The 17,977-nt window shown below is 65.6% G+C and carries 19 protein-coding genes; 8 read left to right on the top strand and 11 right to left on the bottom strand.

Annotated features, from left to right (window positions below; all coding sequences use genetic code 11):
• Nucleotides 1-21 precede the first annotated feature (21 nt).
• From ACX17K_RS04635 to ACX17K_RS04605, 7 genes are all read left to right on the top strand, one after another.
• Nucleotides 22-348: a phosphoribosyl-ATP diphosphatase gene (locus ACX17K_RS04635; RefSeq protein WP_166439556.1), complete on the top strand. Its 327-nt coding sequence runs from the start codon at nucleotides 22-24 to the stop codon at nucleotides 346-348.
• A 16-nt stretch (nucleotides 349-364) separates the two neighbouring features.
• Complete coding sequence (locus ACX17K_RS04630; RefSeq protein WP_021478415.1) at nucleotides 365-688, top strand: histidine triad nucleotide-binding protein; 324 nt, start codon at nucleotides 365-367, stop codon at nucleotides 686-688.
• A 36-nt stretch (nucleotides 689-724) separates the two neighbouring features.
• The gene (gene tatA, locus ACX17K_RS04625; protein ID WP_166439558.1) at nucleotides 725-931 is read left to right on the top strand and encodes a Sec-independent protein translocase subunit TatA; all 207 of its coding nucleotides are present in this window, start codon (nucleotides 725-727) and stop codon (nucleotides 929-931) included.
• A 14-nt stretch (nucleotides 932-945) separates the two neighbouring features.
• Nucleotides 946-1,464: a Sec-independent protein translocase protein TatB gene (tatB, locus tag ACX17K_RS04620; RefSeq protein WP_347751674.1), complete on the top strand. Its 519-nt coding sequence runs from the start codon at nucleotides 946-948 to the stop codon at nucleotides 1,462-1,464.
• Nucleotides 1,461-2,204: a twin-arginine translocase subunit TatC gene (tatC, locus tag ACX17K_RS04615; protein ID WP_347751675.1), complete on the top strand. Its 744-nt coding sequence runs from the start codon at nucleotides 1,461-1,463 to the stop codon at nucleotides 2,202-2,204. Before tatB ends, tatC begins: the two co-directional genes overlap by 4 nt.
• Nucleotides 2,201-2,548, top strand: coding sequence for a DUF2069 domain-containing protein (locus tag ACX17K_RS04610; protein WP_166439561.1), 348 nt, complete (start codon nucleotides 2,201-2,203; stop codon nucleotides 2,546-2,548). Before tatC ends, ACX17K_RS04610 begins: the two co-directional genes overlap by 4 nt.
• Nucleotides 2,549-2,749: 201 nt before the next feature.
• On the top strand, nucleotides 2,750-4,381 hold the full coding sequence (locus tag ACX17K_RS04605) for a methyl-accepting chemotaxis protein (protein ID WP_493773875.1): 1,632 nt from the start codon (nucleotides 2,750-2,752) through the stop codon (nucleotides 4,379-4,381).
• Between the two features lie 61 nt (nucleotides 4,382-4,442).
• On the opposite strand, the gene ACX17K_RS04600 is transcribed toward ACX17K_RS04605, so the two are convergent.
• The 11 genes from ACX17K_RS04600 to ACX17K_RS04550 all read right to left on the bottom strand — a co-directional run bounded on the left by ACX17K_RS04600 (nucleotide 4,443) and on the right by ACX17K_RS04550 (nucleotide 15,940).
• Nucleotides 4,443-5,231, bottom strand: coding sequence for a TatD family hydrolase (locus ACX17K_RS04600; protein WP_493773874.1), 789 nt, complete (start codon nucleotides 5,229-5,231; stop codon nucleotides 4,443-4,445).
• The gene (locus ACX17K_RS04595; RefSeq protein WP_493773873.1) at nucleotides 5,231-5,914 is read right to left on the bottom strand and encodes a hypothetical protein; all 684 of its coding nucleotides are present in this window, start codon (nucleotides 5,912-5,914) and stop codon (nucleotides 5,231-5,233) included. Before ACX17K_RS04595 ends, ACX17K_RS04600 begins: the two co-directional genes overlap by 1 nt.
• 40 nt (nucleotides 5,915-5,954) lie before the next feature.
• A complete protein-coding gene (locus tag ACX17K_RS04590; protein WP_493773872.1) occupies nucleotides 5,955-6,494 on the bottom strand; it encodes an NUDIX domain-containing protein in 540 nt (179 codons plus the stop codon).
• On the bottom strand, nucleotides 6,491-8,251 hold the full coding sequence (locus ACX17K_RS04585) for an ABC transporter ATP-binding protein (protein WP_493773871.1): 1,761 nt from the start codon (nucleotides 8,249-8,251) through the stop codon (nucleotides 6,491-6,493). The genes ACX17K_RS04590 and ACX17K_RS04585 overlap by 4 nt, the downstream gene beginning before the upstream one ends.
• Nucleotides 8,241-9,983, bottom strand: coding sequence for an ABC transporter transmembrane domain-containing protein (locus tag ACX17K_RS04580; protein WP_493773870.1), 1,743 nt, complete (start codon nucleotides 9,981-9,983; stop codon nucleotides 8,241-8,243). Before ACX17K_RS04580 ends, ACX17K_RS04585 begins: the two co-directional genes overlap by 11 nt.
• Nucleotides 9,984-10,050: 67 nt before the next feature.
• Complete coding sequence (locus ACX17K_RS04575; protein WP_046167675.1) at nucleotides 10,051-10,968, bottom strand: bestrophin family protein; 918 nt, start codon at nucleotides 10,966-10,968, stop codon at nucleotides 10,051-10,053.
• Between the two features lie 95 nt (nucleotides 10,969-11,063).
• Nucleotides 11,064-12,902 (bottom strand): lipoprotein N-acyltransferase Lnb domain-containing protein, encoded by a 1,839-nt coding sequence (locus tag ACX17K_RS04570; RefSeq protein ID WP_493773869.1) that lies wholly within the window; start codon nucleotides 12,900-12,902, stop codon nucleotides 11,064-11,066.
• Entirely contained in the window at nucleotides 12,902-13,255 is a 354-nt protein-coding gene (locus ACX17K_RS04565) for a hypothetical protein (RefSeq protein ID WP_343480333.1), read from the bottom strand. Before ACX17K_RS04565 ends, ACX17K_RS04570 begins: the two co-directional genes overlap by 1 nt.
• A 571-nt stretch (nucleotides 13,256-13,826) precedes the next feature.
• Nucleotides 13,827-14,255 (bottom strand): hypothetical protein, encoded by a 429-nt coding sequence (locus ACX17K_RS04560; protein WP_493773868.1) that lies wholly within the window; start codon nucleotides 14,253-14,255, stop codon nucleotides 13,827-13,829.
• Entirely contained in the window at nucleotides 14,252-15,061 is an 810-nt protein-coding gene (locus ACX17K_RS04555) for a hypothetical protein (protein WP_493773867.1), read from the bottom strand. The genes ACX17K_RS04560 and ACX17K_RS04555 overlap by 4 nt, the downstream gene beginning before the upstream one ends.
• Before the next feature lie 519 nt (nucleotides 15,062-15,580).
• On the bottom strand, nucleotides 15,581-15,940 hold the full coding sequence (locus ACX17K_RS04550) for an NADH-quinone oxidoreductase subunit A (protein ID WP_021478318.1): 360 nt from the start codon (nucleotides 15,938-15,940) through the stop codon (nucleotides 15,581-15,583).
• 550 nt (nucleotides 15,941-16,490) lie between these two features.
• On the opposite strand from ACX17K_RS04550, the gene ACX17K_RS04545 reads away from it, so the two are divergent.
• Complete coding sequence (locus tag ACX17K_RS04545) at nucleotides 16,491-17,969, top strand: adenosine deaminase family protein (RefSeq protein WP_493773866.1); 1,479 nt, start codon at nucleotides 16,491-16,493, stop codon at nucleotides 17,967-17,969.
• Nucleotides 17,970-17,977: the final 8 nt, after the last annotated feature.

The following is a 17,977-nucleotide window of genomic DNA, read 5'->3' as shown; positions in this document are numbered from 1 at the left end:
AGGGCTCGAAAGGATAAGGATATGACCCCGGACGTGTTGAAGAGCATCGCCGATACGCTGGAGGCCCGGCGCGAGGCGGCACCGCAATCGTCTTATGTGGCCTCGCTGTTCCACAAGGGCGAGGACGCCATCTTGAAGAAGGTGGCGGAAGAGGCGGCGGAAACGCTGATGGCCTCCAAGGACAAGGACAAGCTGCATCTGGTGCGCGAAGTGGCCGACTTGTGGTTCCATACCATGGTGCTGTTGACATATCATGGCCTGCGTCCGGAAGACGTGGTGATGGAACTGCACCGCCGCGAGGGCATTTCCGGCCTGGACGAGAAGGCCTCGCGCAACCCCACAGCCTGATTACGGAATACCAACGATGAGCGACTGCCTTTTCTGCAAGATCGTGGCGGGCCAGATTCCCGCCAACAAGGTTTACGAGGACGACGACGTGCTGGCCTTCCACGACATCCGTCCGATCGCGCCGGTGCATTTCATGATCATCCCCAAGCGGCACGTCGACTCGCTGGCCCATTGCGGCCCCGAGCACGAGGCGGTGCTGGGCAAGATCCTGACGCTGGCGCCCCGGCTGGCCAAGGAGCAGGGCCTGGAGTCCGGCTTCAAGACCGGCATCAACACCGGCCGCGGCGGCGGCCAGGAAGTATTCCATCTGCACGTGCACGTGTTCGGCCACAAGGGCTGAGCGCGGCTCCCGTATTTTCATCAAGGAAGAGTCACAATGGGTTCTCTGAGCATCTGGCATTGGCTGATCGTGCTGCTGATCGTGGTATTGGTGTTCGGCACCAGAAAGCTGCCCAGCATCGGCAAGGACCTCGGCAACGCGGTCAAGGGCTTCAAGGAAGGCATGAACGAAGGCGCCAAGGAAGGCCAGCCGCCGGCCAAGGACGCCGGCCGCATCATCGACGGCGAAGCCGACAAGAAATGACGTGGTGACGCGGCGTGCTTGACATCAGTTTCGGCGAATTCGTCCTGATCGGCGTGGTGGCGCTGGTGGTGCTGGGCCCGGAGCGGCTGCCCACGGTGGCGCGCACCGTCGGCGCGCTGGTGGCGCGCGCGCAGCGCTTCGTCGCCAATGTGAAGGCCGACATGCAGCAGCAGGCCAATCTGCAGGGGCTGGACAGCATCCGGCAGGATCTGCAGGACGCCGCGCAGAGTTTCCGCGGCCAGCTGGAGGCCGAGGTGCAGCAGGTCCGCGACACGATAGACCAGGGCGCCGCCGACGCGCGCGCGCTGGCCGATGAGGCGGCCGAGCCTTTCCACGAAGCCGAGCGCACGATACACGGCGGCCTCGAGCCGGACGCCGAGGCGAGGGAGGCCGAGGCCCGCCCCGCTGAGGAGGCGCCGGCCGCCCAGGCCGACGCTGCGCCGCCGCGCGACGAGAATCAGCTGGATCTGTTCGACGACGCGCCGGCGCACCGGCCCGCTTCCCAACCCTCCGCATCACAAGCCCGCGAATGAACGAACAACCGCTGCTCGCGCACCTGATCGAGCTGCGCACCCGGCTGGTGCGCGCCCTGTTGGGCATCGCCCTGGTGTTTCTCGGCCTGTTCCATTGGTCGTCCGACATTTACCACCTGTTGGCCAAGCCGCTGCTGGACGCGTTGCCGCAGGGCGGCAGCATGATCGCCACCGAGGTGACGTCCACCTTCTTCGTGCCGATGAAGGTGACCATGCTGGTGGCCTTCCTGATTTCGCTGCCCAATACGCTGTACCAGGTCTGGGCCTTCATCGCGCCGGGCCTGTACAGCCACGAGAAGAAGCTGGTGCTGCCGCTGGTGCTGGCCAGCCTGGTGCTGTTCCTCACCGGCATGGCCTTCGCTTATTTCCTGGTGTTCCCGGTGGTGTTCCACTTCATGTCCGCGGTGACGCCGGCCGGCGTCAGCATGATGACCGACATCGACAAATACCTGTCCTTCGTCCTCGGCATGTTCCTGGCTTTCGGCACCACCTTCGAAGTGCCGGTGGTGGTGGTGCTGTTGACGCGGATGGGGGTGGTGACGGTGGCCAAGCTGCGCGAGGCGCGGCCCTATGTGATTGTCGGCGCCTTCGTGGTCGCGGCCATCGTCACGCCGCCTGACGTGCTGTCGCAGACGCTGCTGGCGGTGCCGCTGTGGCTGTTGTTCGAGGCCGGCGTGCTGGTGGCGGCGCTGCTGGAGCGCAGGGCCCGCGCCCGGGAGCAGGCGGAGTCCGCGCCATGAGCCGCGAAGCCTGCCGCGCCGGCGCGTCCGCCGCGCTGATCGCCTTGATCGCGCTGACCCTGGCCTGGGAGCTGTGGCTGGCGCCGCTGCGCCCCGAAGGCTCCTTCCTGGCGTTCAAGGCGCTGCTGCTGTTGCTGCCGCTGCGCGGCATTCTGGCCGGCAAACTCTACACCTACCAGTGGTCCAGCATGTTCATCCTGGGGTTCTTCATCGAGGGCGTGATGCGCGGTTGGGCCGACCATGGCCTGTCGCAGCGATTGGCATGGTGTGAAGTCCTGATCAGTACACTATTCTTCATCTGTGTGTTGGGATACGCCAGGAGCTTCAAGAAGCTCAAGGCCTGAGACTAGCCAGAATCAAGAACAAGACCGGCATCCCATGATGCCGGTTTTTTTTTGAGCTTTTTGCCACTGATATGGCGTGATTTTAGCCGTTCAGAATGCCGTGGCTGGCAGGCCGGCTGGACGCTCATCTAGAATCGCTGCACAAAACGGACCGGGCTCAGCCCGGCCACTATTTATCTCATCGGGTGTGGGGAAGTGACAATGCGGAATTTTTCTATCGCGGCCAGGATTACCCTCGGCTTCGGGCTGCTGTTGGCGGCCCTGGTGCTCACCGGCGTGTTCACGCAGCTGGGACTGAACAAGATCACCCGGCGCGCGGCCGAGGTCAGCTCGCAGGAACTGGTGTTCTATACCGACATCGTCGAATTGCAGCGGAGCATGGGCAATTTGCGCCGTTTCGAGAAAGACTATTTCATCAATATCGCCAGCGACGCCAAGCGCGCCGAGTACCAGGGCAAGTGGAAGGAAGCGCTGGCCGGCGCGCAGAAGGCGATCCAGCAGGCGGGCAGTCATCCGCTGGACGACGGCGCCAGCCAGAAGCTGGCCAAGCTCGGCACGCTGCTGGCGGGCTACGCCGACGGTTTCGGCAAGGTGTCGGCCCAGGTGGAGGGCAAGCAGCTGGCGTCCACCGCCGACGCCAACCACGAACTGGACAAGTACAAGGACAACATCCACCAGATGGAAGGCACGGCCGAAGAACTGGCCAAGGCCGCGGCCGACGCGGTCGGCCTGCTGGATGACCAGATCGACGCCACCGCCACCACGGTGCGCAGCCAACTGATGACCGAGATCATCATCGCGCTGGGGGTCGGCGCGCTGTTCGCCTGGTACATTATTTCGTCCATCCGCCAGCCCTTGCTGAAGATGCGCGACGCTAGCCAGGAGCTGGCCGACCAGCGCAATCTGCGGCTGCAGCTGCCGGATTTCGGCCAGAACGAGTTGGGCAGCGTCGCTGGTTCGCTGGGCAAGCTGGTGGACAGCGTGCGCTCGGTGGTGGTGGAGTCGCAGCAGCATTCCGCCAGCTTGGCGCAGGCGGCCGGCCAGCTGTCCGGCGTCAGCGAACACGTGTCGTCGGCCTCCGTTCACCAGTCTGAGGCCGCCTCCAGCGGCGCGGCGGCGATCGAGCAGATGTCGGTCAGCATCAATCTGGTGGCCGACAGCACCCAGGATGTCGAGCGCCAGGCGCGGCTGACCATGGAGCAGGCCAGCGCCGGCACCGAGCTGGCGCAGAAGGCGGCCGGCGAGATCCGCCAGATCGCCACCACCATCACCGAGACCGCCACCGTGATGGATGGCCTGAACCAGCGCTCGGCCGACATCGGCGACATCGTCCGCGTGATCCACGACATCGCCGACCAGACCAATCTATTGGCGCTGAACGCGGCGATCGAAGCGGCGCGCGCCGGCGAGATGGGGCGCGGCTTCGCCGTGGTGGCGGACGAGGTGCGCAAGCTGGCGGAGCGCACCAGCCAGGCCACCACCGAAATCTCCAGCCACATCGACGGCGTGCTGGCCGACACCCAGCGCGCCTACCAGAGCATGCAGCAGGCCAACAGCCGGATCGAGAACGGCGTGGTCAGCGCGTCCAGCGTCGCCGACGCGCTGGGCCAGATTCGTGAGCTGGCCCAGCAATCGGTGCAACGCATCGCCGACATCGCCAACGCGATCAAGGAGCAGAGCCTGGCCAGCCAGTCGGTGGCGCGCAATGTCGAGCAGATCGCGCAGATGAACGGCCAGACCACCGAGGCGGCCACCGAGGCCAGCAAGCTGGCCACCGAGCTGAGCGGCCTGTCCGAGGAGCTGGACGCCTGCCTGCAGCGTTTCCGCACCTGAGCGGCCCTGCTCCGCGCAAACAAAAGCCCCGGCAAGTCCGGGGCTTTTGTTTGCCGGGCGCTTAGTTCAGGGCCAGCGCCGCCAAGGTGTTGTTCCGCAGCGCCCGCCGCAGCGGGGCGACCTCCATGCCGCGCAATTCGGCCAGGACCTCGACGAAACGGGCCAACTGGAACGGCTCGTTGGGCGCGTCCTGCGCGTACTCCGGGCGGATGTCCGGCGCGTCGGTTTCCAATACCAGGCTGGAGAGCGGCAAGGTCGCCGCCAGCGCGCGGATGCGGCGCGAGCCGCTATAGGTCATCGCGCCGCCGAAGCCGAGCTTGAAGCCCTGGCGGATGAAGGCTTGCGCCTGTTGCTCGCTGCCGTTGAAGGCGTGGGCGATGCCGCATTCGATCTTCTGCTCGCGCAGGTATTTCAGCACCCGGTCCACCGAGCGGCGCACGTGCAATACCACCGGCAGGCTGTGTTTGCGCGCCAGCTTCAGCTGTTCGACCAGCAGCGCCTCCTGCCGCGCCGGGTCCAGCTCCGGCAGGTAGAAGTCCAGGCCGATCTCGCCGACGGCGGCCGGCGCATGCCGCGCCAGGTACGCGTCCAGCAGGGCCAGGTGCTCGTCCAGATGCCGGTCCAGGTAAATAGGATGCAGGCCGAAGGCGATCCAGCAGCCGTAGCGCTCGCGCATCGCCAGCACGTCATCGAAGGTGTCGGCCATCACTGCAGGCACCAGCAGCTGGCCGACGCCCGCCGCGCGCGCGCGCGCCGCCACGCCGTCCACGTCCGGCGCCAGCTCCGGCGCGTCCAGGTGGCAGTGGCTGTCTATCAGGCAGTCTTCTGCCGGCAGCGGATCGAAGCGCATCACAGTTTCCAGGTGAAGCCCAGCAGCGTCTGCCAGCCGGCGGTATGCTCGCCGGTGTTTTCCGCGGCCCAGCGGCTGCCGGCGCCCAGGTCCAGCGTCCAGTGGCGGGAGAGCGGGTGCGACATCACCAGCAACAGATTGCTTTGCTCCAGCTGCCAGCCAGATCCGTCGTCATGGTGATTCAAACCCAGCCGGCGCTTCTGGTTGGCCAGGCTGGCCCAGCCCAGCACTGAAAACTTCTGGCCCATCCAGTCGCCCAGCGGCGCGTCCAGCGTGGCTACCAGCAACTGGCCGGGATGGCTGTCGCCGATGCGGCTGGCGTAGCCGAAGGACAGGCTGCCGTCGCGCGGCAGGTCGAAGCCGTAGCGCGCCAGCGCCAGGCTCTGCGACACCCCGCCGCCCAGGCTCCAGGCCGGCTCGCTGGCCACGCCCAGCGACACCCAGCCGGCCGGCGCCGGCAGCGCCCAGCCGCCTTCGCCGTCCTGCACGTAGAGCGCGCCGAAACGGGTGCGGTATTGCAGGTCCACGCTGGGCTGCAGCCGCGACGAATTGCCGTATGAGGTTTGCCGCGTCATCAGCTCGGTGCTGATGGACAGATCGAGATCCTTGCCATCGTCGGCATGGCAGGACAGGGCGGTCAGCGACAGGCAGAGCAGGCTGGCGAGGGCGGGCGGGCGTAGCATCGGAGCTCCGGTATGGGGAAGGGCCGCGGCGCGGCCCGGTTCAAGCGATTATTTTAGCCAACTTGGCGGCGAAGCGCGCCAGATGCGGGTCGCTGTCAGAATAAGGCAACTGGTCGAAATCGAACCAATGCGCCTCGTGGAACTCCGTCTGGTCGTAGCGCAGCGGCAGCGTCCGCGAAACCGGCAGCGCGTACCACAGCGTCACATCCAGATGGCGGCGGGCGACTTCCGTGCGGGTGATGAATGAGGCGGCGGGCACAGGCAAGCCGCTGACGCCCAGCTCTTCGAACAACTCGCGCGCTACTGTGTCGCGGGGGTGTCCGTCGGGGTCGACATGGCCGCCGGGGGGCAGCCACAGTCTGGCATTCTTGTGATCCACCAGCAGCATGCCGGTCTCGTCCATCAGCGCGAAGTAGGTCGATAGGTGTTCAGGCGGTGTGGCTGGCTTTTCCCGCCGGTACAACTCGGCGTCCGAATCTATCCAGGCTAGCGAGGCCTGGAGGTGTTCCGCTTCCAGTTCATCAAGCGCAATGATGGCGGCCACTTCGGCACGAATGGCGGCGCGCAGTTCCAAACTCAATCTTGCTCCTCCGGCTGCAGCTGCTGCAGCAGGTAGAGCTTGTGGTAGATGCCGCCGTGCCGCATCAACGCGTCATGGTCGCCGGATTCGGCGATGCGGCCGTGGTTGAGCACGACGATGGCGTCGGCGTCGCGGATGGTGGACAGCCGGTGGGCGATGGAGATCAGCGTGATCTTGCCGGCCAGCCGCGCCAGCGCCTGCTGCACCAGCTGCTCGGTTTCGCTGTCGATGCGCGAGGTGGCTTCGTCCAGCAGCAGGATGCGCGGCTTGCCCGCCAGCGCGCGGGCGATGGCGATCAGCTGCTTCTGGCCGCTGGACAGCCGCGCGCCGCTCTCGCCCATATCGCTGTCGTAGCCGTTTTCCAGCGACAGGATCAGCTCGTGCACGCCGGCGGCGCGGGCGGCGGCCTCTATCTCGCCTTGCGGCAGGCCGCGGCCCATGTCGATGTTTTCCCGCGCGCTGGCGGCCAGCAGGAACGGGTCCTGCGGCACCAGGCCGACGCCGGCGCGGAAGGCGGCGTCGCCGATGGCGTAGAGCGGCTGGCCGTCGATCAGGATTTCGCCTTGCTGCGGCCGGTAGAAGCGCAGCAGCAGCGACAGCAGCGTCGATTTGCCGCTGCCGGTGTGGCCGACGATGCCGATGAAGCTGCCGGCCGGAATATCCAGGCTCAGATCGTGCAGCACCGGATGCTCGGCTTGGTAGCCGAAGCGCAGGCCGCGGAAGCTGACCGCGCCGTCGGCGACATGGCCGGCTTCCGAGGCTTGCGGCGCGGCCGGCTCGGCCAACAGCTGGCTGACGCGGCTGGCGGCCACCACCGCCTGCTGCAGCTGGCCGAATTGCAGCGTGATCTGGATCAGCGGCTCCACCACCCGGCCGATGTAGCCGACGAAGGCGTACAGCACGCCGATCTCCAGCCCGTCCAGCGGGCGCTGGCCGTAGCTGTGGATCACCGCGACCAGCAGCAGCACGTTGAGCAGGTCCAGCGCCGGGCGCAGCAGCCAGGCGTTGGCGCGCAGCTCGCGCAGCCGCGCGTGGTAATAGCGCTGGTTGGTGTCGTCGAAGCGGCCGATGAAGCGGCCTTCGGCGTTGCTGGCTTGCAGCACGGAGATGCCGGAGATGGATTCCGCCATCTGGGCGTTGATGTCGCTGCGCAGCGCGCGGGCGCGGGCCACCGACGGCGCGCTCAGCCGCTGGTACAGCCAGACGATGGCGAGGGTGGCCGGGAACAGCAGCAGGGAAACCAGCATCAGCCGCCAGTCAAGCCAGGCCATCGCCGCCAGCGCGCCCAGCACCACGATGCTGCTGTTGAGGATGACGAACAGCGCCTGCACGTACAGCGCTTTGACGGATTCGGTATCGTTGGTGACGCGGCTGACCAGCTGGCCGGTGATCGCCTTGTCGAAGAAGGCCATCGGCAGCCGCATCACATGGCCGTACACCCGCTCGCGCAGCCGCAGCACCGCGCGCATCGCCACGCCGGCCAGCCGCACCAGCTGGCGGTAGCGCAGCGCGGCGGCGGTCAGGCCCAGCAGCAGGCTGCCGGCCAGCAGGCCGGCGATGGCGCTCCAGTCCAGCCGGTGCGGCAGCAGGTAGTTGTCGATGAATACCTTGCCCAGCAGCGGCGCGCCGGCTTCCAGCAAGGCGGCGATCATCAGCCAGAATCCGCCCCGCCACAGATGGCGGCGGTCGGGGCGGGCGGCGTCGATGAGCAGGGAGACCGCTTCGCGGGTTTGCAGGCGGTTGGCGTCAGATTTCATCGAGGCTGGCCTCCAGTTGTTGATAGCGCCATTGGCTGGCGTACCAGCCGTCTTGCCGCAGCAGCTCGTCATGGCTGCCTTGCTCGGCGATGCGGCCATGGTTCAGCGCCACGATGTGGTCGGCGTCGGCCACCGCCGACAGCCGGTGGCTGACGATGATGACGCTGCGGCCGCGCCGCGCCTCGCGCAGATGGCCGAGGATGCGGCTCTCGGTATCGGTGTCCACCGCCGACAGCGCGTCGTCCAGCAGCAGCAGCGGCGCGTCGGCCAGCAGCGCGCGGGCGATGGCCAGCCGCTGGCGCTGGCCGCCGGACAGCGCCACGCCTTTTTCGCCCACCGGCGTCGCATAGCCTTGCGGCAGTCGGAGGATGTCGTCGTGTACCGCCGCCAGCCGCGCCACCCGCTCGATCTCTTGCGGGCCGGCGTCCGGCCGCGCCAGCGCGATGTTTTCCGCCACGCTGGCGGAGAACAGGAAGGCTTCCTGCGGCACCCAGCTGATCGCGCCGCGCAGGGTTTGCAGCGAGTAGTCGTCGATGTCGGCCCCGCTCCAGCGTATCGCGCCTTGTTGCAGCGGGTATTGCCGCATCAGCAGCTTCAGCAGCGTGGATTTGCCGCTGCCGGTGGGGCCGACCACGCCCAGGGTCTGCCCGGGCGGCAGTTGCGCCGACACCTGGCGCAGCGCCGCGGCGGCGTCTTCCGAATAGTGGAAGGTGAGGTCGTCGAAAACCAACGCGCCGGGCGCGAGTTCGGTCCGGCTGCCGTCGTCGGCGACGTCGGGCTCGGCGTCCAGCACCGGCTGCAGCCGGCGCCAGGCGGCGGCGCCGCGCTGCAGCAGCGACAGCACCCAGCCGGCGGCGAACATCGGCCAGATCAGCTGCACCAGGTACATGCTGAAGCTGGTGAGCGCGCCTATGGTCAGCTGGCCGTGCCAGACCAGGTAGCCGCCCAGCGCCAGCGCGATGGCGGTGGCGGTGACCAGGGCGACGCCGACGGCGGGCTCGAACGCGGCCTCCCAGCGCTGGGCCTCGAAGCTGCTGTCCGACGCCGCGGCCGCCAGCCGGGACAGTTCGGCGTCGTTGCGCGCCTCCAGCCCCAGTGCGCGCAGCGTGCGCACGCCGGAAAGGGTTTCCTGCACATGGTCGTTGAGCTGGCCGAAACGGGAGAGGGCCTCGCCCCATTCGCGGTGGATGTGGTCGGAAATGCGGGCGAAGGCCCAGGCCATGAAGGGAAAGGGCAGCAGCGCCGCCAGCGCCAGCCGCCAGTCCACGCCCAGCGTCATCATCGCCAGCACCAGCGCCAGGGTCAGCAGGCCGTCGAAGCCAGCCAGCATCGCTTCGCCCGCCGCCATCTCCACCGAGTCGATGTCGTTGGTGGCGCGGGCCATCAGGTCGCCGGTGCGCTGGCGCTGGAAGAAGGCCGGGCCTTGTCCGGCCAGGCTGCGGTACAGCTTGCCGCGCAGCTCCACGCCCAGTTTGTACGAGGCGGTGAACAGCTGCAGCCGCCAGCCCACGCGCAGGGCGTAGATGGCCAGGCCCATCGCCAGCAGCCGGCCCAGCTCCATCAGCAGCGCGTCGCCGGACAGCCGCCGCGCCACCAGCGCGTCAACGATATGGCCCACCTGGCGCGGGATCATCACGGTCAGCACCGCCACCGCGGCCAGCATCAGCGCGGCCAGGATGTAGGAGCGCCAATGGCGGGAGACGAAGCTGAACAGCAGGCGGGTCAGGGACATGGGGGCGCCGGGGGTCGTTCGGAGCCGTCCATTCTATGCAAACTCCAATGTCATTGCCACCCGGCGCTCAATGCAGGTATACGCCGCGCTTGGGCGGCGGCGGCGTCTCCATCGGCAGGCCTTGCATCTCGCGCAGCGACGATTCGATGGTGTGGCACAGCGTGGACAGCGGCAGGTCGTTGCCCTCGGTGCCGAACGGCTCCTCCAGCTCTTCGGCGATCTGTTCCAGCGCGAAATAGGTGTAGGCGATGAACACCGCGATCGGCGGCGTCAGCCAGCCTATGCTGCTGGCCAGCCCGGCGGGCAGCAGCAGGCAGTAGATGGTCACCGTGCGGTTCAAGAGCACGCGGTAGGTGAAGGGCATCGGCGTGGTGGCGATGCGCTCGCAGCCGCCCAGTATTTCCGACAGCGTGTTCAGATTGCGGTCCAGCGCGTGCCATTGCAGCTCGCTCAGCCGCCCTTCGCGCTGCAGCCGCTGCGCCTCGCGGCCCAGCCAGGCCAGGATCAGCGCCGGTCGGAAGCCGCCGGCCATGATCCGCTCCCGCTCTTCCGCCGGCAGCAGCCGTTTCAGGTGCTGGTCGGCGTCGTCGCCGCGCAGCTGCGCCTTCAGCGCGTAGGCGAACGCGCAGGCGGCGTCGACGAAGCGGCGGCTGTCGGCGTCGTCGCCCAGCGCCGCCAGCATTTGCCGCCCCAGCGAGCGGCTGACGATCAGCAGGCTGCCCCACAGCTTGCGGGCTTCCCAGAAGCGGTCGTAGCTGACCGAGTTGCGAAAGCCGAGGAAGATCGCCAGCGATACGCCCAGCAAGGTGAAAGTGGGGATGCCCAGCGACGACTCGCGCAGGCTGGCCAGCCACCAGTGGCGGATGGAGGCGGCGGCGATGGCCACCGCCAGCACCAGCATCAGCCGCGGCAGGATGCGCGGCAGCACCGAGCCTTGCCAGACGAACAGCAGGCGGAACCAGGACGGAATGTTGCGGACTATCATGGCGGAACAGGCGGGATGGGTACGTTAAAATGGTACACAATAATCCCGGCCAGGTTGTTACGTGTCGGGAATATTTCCGCTTCGCCCGCCCGTTTTCAGAACAGCTGCTTGTAACCCAGCTGCCATTCGCGGCGGACGAGGGCGCCAGACTGCACCTGTTTCCAGCTGGCGGACACGCTTTGATGCCGGTTCAGGTAGCGGATCTGCCGCAGGCTGACGCGGCTGAATGCGCTGCCGCTGTCCGCCTGATTGAAATGCCGGCTGACCGACAGCCAGGTTTTCATGTCCCATAGTTCGCGCACCATCACGCCGCCTTCCAGTTCGCCGAAGGCGTAGCCTTGCCTGCCGGTGGCGGCGAGCCCGCCGCCCGCCAGCGCGTAGAAGTCCGCGTCGCGCTGGACGCGCCGGGCCAGGCCGAGCGCGCCGTTGATTTGCGCGACGGACCGCTCCTGCAAGTTTTGATCCAGTTGCTGCTGGTAGGCGATGTTCAGCCGTCCCGCCAGACCGCCGGCGATCGGGTCGCGCGGCAGCAGGGTCTGCATGCCGTACAGCACGAATTGCTGCAGTCTCGGCGATCCGCCGCGCAGAGGCATCCGGAACGTCGGGGCCAGGATTTGCAGCTCGTTTTCCTGGTTGTAGCCGCGGTTGTCGTCGTCCAGGCGATGGGAGGCGGGCACCAGGCTGATTTCCAGATTGTCTTCGCCGTCGCGCCGCAGCCAGGACAGGCTGGCCTGGGAGGAGGGCGGCGTGGACATCGGACCAAAGCCCTTGCTCATGTCCAGAGACATCCCGGGGTAGCGCTCCCGCTCCAGGGCCTCGAGCCGCGCGGCGTTGGACAGCCAGCGTTCGCGGGCCAGCTGTTGTTCCAGGTACAGGTGCTGGTTGAGCGCCTGCGCGTGCTCCAATTGCAGAAAGCCTTCGGGGCTGGGCGGCTGCGCCAGGCCGGCGGGCATTTCGCCCTCCGCCAGCGCGCGCTGGTTTTCCCGGCGGCGGGCGGCGGGCAGCGTTTCATCCAGGGTCCGCACCAGCCAGCGGCTGGGCGCGATCATCCTGCTGGCCTGGACCAGGCCAGCGTCGCTGGCTTCGCGCACCAGTTCCATCGGCGCCAGCCAGCGCTTGGCCGGCAGCGGCTTGCCGCTCAATCCCATGATGAAGTGGATGACGGTCGCGCAATTGTACTTCTGGAAAAAGTAGGTCAGCCGCGCCCGCTTCAGTTCCAGCAGGTGCAGCCGGATCAGTTCGCGCTGCCAGGCGTCGAACGACAAATCGTATTCCCAGACGCTGCGCTGCTCCTGATCGACGTAGCGCCGCAATTGCTCGTGATAAGGCGACAGCGCGAAATAGCCGGTCTTGCCGATGAGCAGGCTGTCCACCAGCAGCTTGGGCAGGTTCCAGGTATCGGCGTCGGTGTAGAAGGAGATCGCGTGCTCCAGAGGGCTCCCGTCCGGCCGCGCGCCGGAAATCTTCAGGAAAGCATGCCCCAGCATGCTGGCGGGCAAGGCCTGGTTTTCGCTGGCGAATACCAGACTGATGCGGTCCATCGGCGCGCGCGCGCGGAAGTCCGCCACTTCCTGGCATTGGTCCAGCGGCAATTCCGGCGAGTTAAGCGCTTTTCGCAGCCACCAGTAGCGAGCAGGGAAGCGGCAGACCGCGTCCTGAGCGCCGCCGTACAACAGGCGCAGCGTCGCGTCGAGTTCCCGGGCTGCGGAGAAGGGCTGGCCGGAGAGAAGAAAATCCGGATCGGTGACGAGGGGCTCGCCGTTCTGGCTATGCAGCAGAGATTGCCACTCGATGGTTTCGGCCAGACGCGCGGAGCGCGCCGTGGCGATCAACTGCTCGGGCAGGCTGTCTTCGGCCTGGGCGCAGTGTGCCGCGAGCAAGCAAAAAAGGGCGGCAATGCTGCCGCCCTTGGCGATGATATCGCGTAGTTTCATTATTTCCGGCAGGAAACAACGATGTTGTCCGAGTACTTCCACATTTTTTCGGTGGAGTAGTCGGTGGTGGAGCCGAACGCGCCGCCGCTCAGGATGTTGATGAAGAATTTCGGATCGACCGTTTTTTCCGCGACGGTTTGCTGAGCGCAACCTTCGGTTTCGGTCATGATGATCTTGTTCTTGTTTTCACGCTTCAGGTCGACGATGCCGGGCGCTTTGAATGCTTGGCCATCGATGGTGCCCTTGATTTCAGTGCCGGTGGAGCTGGACACGTTAACTTGTTGGGTTTGGTCGTTCAGAATCGAGGCGCAACCGGTCAGGCCGAGGGCCAACAGGGCGGCGGGCAGCAGCAAGTGTTTCATTTTATTTTTTCACGGAAATTAAGGCGGGAATGCCTGGTTTTACGAGGGTGTCCCCCGTAAAGGGCGTTGATGCTAATTGAAAAAATAATGGGGCGCAACTTGAATTATTTACCAACCATATTGTTGTTAATCTGATTTTTGCCGCCGCAGGTAAATCATATTTCACGCATGTAATTTTTTCTGAATATTTGAATTGTTTTAAGTACGCCGAGCGGGTTCTGGCTATGCCAGCGCTGGCTGCGATTCTTTGAAATAGAGCATATATTTCAATTTTCTAAATTGAAGCAATTGCTCTTTATTATGTTTCGTCTTTGTGGTTTTTATTGGCCGGAATTGATTTTAATTAATTGAGCCTGGCATTTTTGTTCCACTCTTTTGTGTCGGCGCAAGAGTGGAATGAGGCTGTCGCTCTGATGGCGGCGAAGCGCTTTGCGCGCTGTTTAAGCAGCCATGGCCAATGGCATGGGAGGCTGGCGCATTCTGACCGCGGCGGCGGATGGAGCGCCGGAGGCGTTCGGACAAGCGAATGCCGGATGGCGTTTCGGGGCGGGGCGGAGCCGATTCAGCTTTTGTCGGCTTCGGCGGGAATGCGCAGCGCGCGGTTGACCAGGCCGGTGTCTTCGTCCCGGCTGTCGTCCAGCAGCCGCCATTGCAAGGCCTGGCCGCCTGTGGAGAACAGCACCACCAGTTCCTTGGTCTGGTGGGACTGGCTGCGGAACAGCGGCGACACGTTGGTGAAGTTCTGCCACTTGGGTTGGTACTTGTCGCTGCGGTAAACCCACACTTCGCGGCCGGCGGCCAGGCGCACCCGGTCGTCGGGCTGGCCAAGCAGGGTTTGCAGCCGGTCGCGGGCGGAAGCGGCGGCATCCTGTCTGAGCAGAAGCTGCCGGATGTCCTGATTGTCGGCGTCCTGCAGTCTGGCGTTGCCGACGGTGGCGCAGCCGCCCAGCAGGGCGGCGAAGACAAAGGGAAGAAAAGGAGAGCGCATCATGGTTGTTTGGCCATGGTTTCGAAGATGACCCGGGTGTCGTCCGGCCAGTCCGCCGATTCCAGCGGCAGCGAGTACAGGTATTCGCGCGGGTAGGGCCAGGCGGCGTAAGGACTGGTGGTGATCGCGCTGCCGTACTGCCATATCGCCGGCAGCACCAGCTTCTGATCGCCGTGTTCCAGCGTGATGGAGAACAGGGGTTGATCGGCGATGAACAGGTAGTGGCGGGGCCGATTCTGGTAAGGGCCGGCCTCCACCTGCAGCTGGCCCATTTGCTCCATCTGGCCTAGAAGGACCAGCGACGCCTGGCGCAGACAGCTCGCCACCTCGTCCAGGCAGGCGGCTTTGCGTTCGCCGGGTTCGCAGAGTTCTGCCTCGCCGCCCGGATTCAATCCGCCCTGCGCGTCCACCAGGCATTCCAGCCGCAAATCGCCCAGCCGGCGCGCATTGTCCGGCAGGCCTGGCGTGCGGATGTCGGGCCGCCAGGCGAAACCGCCGCTTCGCTCCGACACCGCCTGCACGCCATATCCGTCCAGGAGGGCGGCGGCTGAAAACCCTGTGTCCGCAGACTGCGGCAGCCGGGTCTTGCCGGCCGGGCCGGTTTGCCATAGCGAGAAGGTTGCAGGCCTGGCCGGAAATACCCGGTAGCGCAGGGCGGCCTGCGGCGCCAATTGCTGGTTTCGCTCGAAGGCCTGGCGGGTCTTGGCGAAGACCGCTGCCGGGCGGGCGGCGATGTCCGAAGCAGGCGGCGTGTCGGCGCAGCTGGCGGCGGACAAGAAAACGGCCAGCCAGGGCAGGGGCCAAATCATGGAGAAAGAAGTATTCACGCTGGCGTCGCAGAGGATGTTTTTATGCTTAATCTGCTATTTTACGCAAAAATAGATGCTTTTGGCATTGCAATTGGGCTGCTTGAGCGGGTGAATCGGCGGCGCCATCCGTTTCAGGCTGAGAACGCGACATGAGTGTCGTAAGGAATGGTTTGTGCTGGTGCTGATGTTTCGGAGTGAATTAATTGCGCAAGGGGCCTCGCGGCCGGTTCAGAGACCGCCCCAGCTGCTGCATCGGCATGCGGCAGGCCCCGGAGCTCAGCGTGGCCGCCGTCGACCAGTCGGATTTCCCGTCCGCGCGGCGGAGACGGCGGAGGGCGGCGTCCTCAAGCCGTGGCGGCATTGTCTGGGCTGGAGCGGGTATTGGCCTGGGCCGCCACGCGAGATCCGAGCAGGCGCGGGGAGGGCATGCTCGCCATCATTGGCAAGCTTACGCCCGCTGCGACGAGGCGGCGGGCCTGCGCGCAGGCCTAGCTGGATGGGGTCAGGCTCCGGGCGCGCTCAGTCCCACTGCAGCGCGCCCTTTTTCCATTCGTAGACGAAGCCGATGACCAGGATGGCCAGGAACACCGCCATCGCTCCCAGGCCGAACAAGCCCAGTTCATCCTTGAGCGTCACCGCCCACGGGATCATGAACGCCACTTCCAGATCGAACAGGATGAACAGGATGGCCACCAGGTAGTAACGGACGTCAAAGCGCTTTCGCGCGTCGCCGAAGGCATTGAAGCCGCACTCGTACGGCGACAGCTTTTCCGGGTCCGGCCGGTTGGGACCGAGCAGCTTGCCCAGCATCAGCGGCAATACGCCGACCAGAAGGCCGACCAGGATGAACAGCAGGATGGGGAAGTAGTTCTGCAGCATGTGGCGGTTTTCCTGCGCGAGATGACGAAACAGGAATAGACCGCCACAGGACGCCGAGTGCCGCGGCAAACGGTAAAAGTTTGGTAAAAGCCGCACGGCATGGCCCGGCCTGTCATAACAAAGGCCATCCTGCTGAGGATGGCCTGAGTTGGCGTTGTCGCGCAGAGCGCTGGCAATCTGGCGTCGCTGCCGCCTGTCGTCTCGCAGTGTGACCGTTGCCGGAGTCCTGGCCGGAATAGCGGTCTGGTGGGTGCTGCGGATGGCGGTGTGGCGCGGCGCAACCAATCAGAGTGCGGGATCGGAAGGTTCGCCTGAGTTTGCCGGTATGCGTCGCTCCATGGTGAGATGATCGGGACTTCTTGTGCTTTATATCGGTCTTTTATAGCTATCCTAAATAGCTGTTTTTCTTATTTTTTGTTACGGCTGGTACGCTTCTTGTCTGGGCCGCTGGCCCTTGTCCAGCTGGCCATGCTGCCACGCCGCCATCCTTCCGGTTTCCCTTCGTCGCTGTTACGGTTATGTCGTTGTCAAAATGCGAATGGGAGCGAATGTGAAATCGATACTGGCTTTGGCCTGCCTGCAACTGTCGCTGTCGCTGCTGCCGCTGGGCGCGCGGGCGGAGGCGCCGCTGGGCGCGGCGCAGCAAAAGACGAATTACCAGGCGACGCGCGCCTATTATCAGCAGCTGCTGGCCGACAAGGGGCGGGGGGCCGAACTGGGCATGCTGATGAATATGCTGCCCAAGGGCGGCGATCTGCATCACCACTACACCGGCGCGCTGTACGCCGAAACCTATCTCGATTGGGTGGATAAGCAGAAGTACTGTGTCTACCCGACCACGCTGAGAATAGAAACCAAGCCGGATCAGGCGCAACCGGGCGCGCCCTGCCTGAGCGGCAGCCAGATCAAGGACGACAACGCCTTGTACCGCAAGCTGCTGACGCTGTGGTCGGACAAGGATTTCGACAACCACAGCCATGACCAGCCCCCGCCGGACAAGCAGTTTTTCGACACCTTCGGCTATTTCGGCGGCGTTTCCGGCTATTCGCCGCGCGAGGGCCTGCAGCTGCTGAAAACCCGGGCCAAGGCGGAAAATCTGCAATATCTGGAAACCATGCTGCGCGGCGCGCCATCCGGCAACAGCGCGCTGGCCGTCAATCTGGACAGCCTGGCTCCGGACGCCGCTCCGGCCGCCATCGAGCAGGCGCTGGGCCAGGCCACGGCGGCGCTGGCGGCGGACGCCTCCACCGCCGAGCAAGTCCAGCGCTACCGGCAGGATCTGGCCGGCTTCGCCCAGGGCATGGACGACGACGATTTCACGCTGCGCTTCCAGACCTATGTCTCGCGCAACAACAAGCCGTCGGCCACCTTCTCCGCCCTGTACGCCGGCTTCGCCGCCGCGCACGACAACCCGCTGGTGGTGGGCCTGAACATCGTCGGCCCGGAAAACGGCATCGTGGCGATGCGCGATTACGCACTGCACATGCGCATGATCCACTTCCTCAAGCAGCGCTTTCCCGATGTGAAGCTGGCGCTGCACGCCGGCGAACTGGTGCTGGGCATGGTGCCGCCGGAGGGCCTGCGCGACCACATCCGGCTGGCGGTGGAGCTGGCCGGCGCGCAGCGGATAGGCCACGGCATAGACGTCGGCCACGAAAGCCGCCCGGACAGCCTGCTGAACGAGATGCGCCGCCGCGACGTGGCGGTGGAAATCAACCTCACCAGCAACCAGTTCATCCTGGGCGTGCAGGGCGCCGCGCATCCCATCCTGCTGTACCGCAAGTACGGCGTGCCGTTCGTGATCTCCACCGACGACGAGGGCGTGTCGCGCAGCGACATCAGCAATGAATACCTGCTGTACGTCAACCGCTACCAGCCCTCGTACGACGAGCTGAAGCGCACTGTCTACAACAGCATCCGCTATTCCTTCCTCAGCCCGGCGGACAAGGCGCGGCAGCAACAGCGGCTGGAGCAGCGCTTCGCCCAGTTTGAGGCGAGGGCGGCCGCCTTGCGCAAGATGGGGCGCTGACGCGGCGC

This window comes from Chromobacterium sp. INPA-IVC, assembly GCF_059047085.1.
The sequence above is the reverse complement of the archived record's forward strand: the minus strand, read 5'-3'. Positions and strand labels throughout refer to the sequence as shown.

What these genes read in the sequence shown, in the direction of transcription:
- ACX17K_RS04585 (WP_493773871.1), bottom strand. Translation starts at nt 8,251, where the DNA reads ATGAAATCTGACGCCAACCGCCTGCAAACCCGCGAAGCGGTCTCCCTG.
- ACX17K_RS04610 (WP_166439561.1), top strand. Translation starts at nt 2,201, where the DNA reads ATGAGCCGCGAAGCCTGCCGCGCCGGCGCGTCCGCCGCGCTGATCGCC.
- ACX17K_RS04570 (WP_493773869.1), bottom strand. Translation starts at nt 12,902, where the DNA reads ATGAAACTACGCGATATCATCGCCAAGGGCGGCAGCATTGCCGCCCTT.
- ACX17K_RS04560 (WP_493773868.1), bottom strand. Translation starts at nt 14,255, where the DNA reads ATGATGCGCTCTCCTTTTCTTCCCTTTGTCTTCGCCGCCCTGCTGGGC.
- ACX17K_RS04630 (WP_021478415.1), top strand. Translation starts at nt 365, where the DNA reads ATGAGCGACTGCCTTTTCTGCAAGATCGTGGCGGGCCAGATTCCCGCC.
- ACX17K_RS04580 (WP_493773870.1), bottom strand. Translation starts at nt 9,983, where the DNA reads ATGTCCCTGACCCGCCTGCTGTTCAGCTTCGTCTCCCGCCATTGGCGC.
- ACX17K_RS04635 (WP_166439556.1), top strand. Translation starts at nt 22, where the DNA reads ATGACCCCGGACGTGTTGAAGAGCATCGCCGATACGCTGGAGGCCCGG.
- ACX17K_RS04595 (WP_493773873.1), bottom strand. Translation starts at nt 5,914, where the DNA reads ATGCTACGCCCGCCCGCCCTCGCCAGCCTGCTCTGCCTGTCGCTGACC.
- ACX17K_RS04555 (WP_493773867.1), bottom strand. Translation starts at nt 15,061, where the DNA reads ATGATTTGGCCCCTGCCCTGGCTGGCCGTTTTCTTGTCCGCCGCCAGC.
- ACX17K_RS04600 (WP_493773874.1), bottom strand. Translation starts at nt 5,231, where the DNA reads ATGCGCTTCGATCCGCTGCCGGCAGAAGACTGCCTGATAGACAGCCAC.
- tatC (WP_347751675.1), top strand. Translation starts at nt 1,461, where the DNA reads ATGAACGAACAACCGCTGCTCGCGCACCTGATCGAGCTGCGCACCCGG.
- ACX17K_RS04575 (WP_046167675.1), bottom strand. Translation starts at nt 10,968, where the DNA reads ATGATAGTCCGCAACATTCCGTCCTGGTTCCGCCTGCTGTTCGTCTGG.
- ACX17K_RS04605 (WP_493773875.1), top strand. Translation starts at nt 2,750, where the DNA reads ATGCGGAATTTTTCTATCGCGGCCAGGATTACCCTCGGCTTCGGGCTG.
- tatA (WP_166439558.1), top strand. Translation starts at nt 725, where the DNA reads ATGGGTTCTCTGAGCATCTGGCATTGGCTGATCGTGCTGCTGATCGTG.
- ACX17K_RS04550 (WP_021478318.1), bottom strand. Translation starts at nt 15,940, where the DNA reads ATGCTGCAGAACTACTTCCCCATCCTGCTGTTCATCCTGGTCGGCCTT.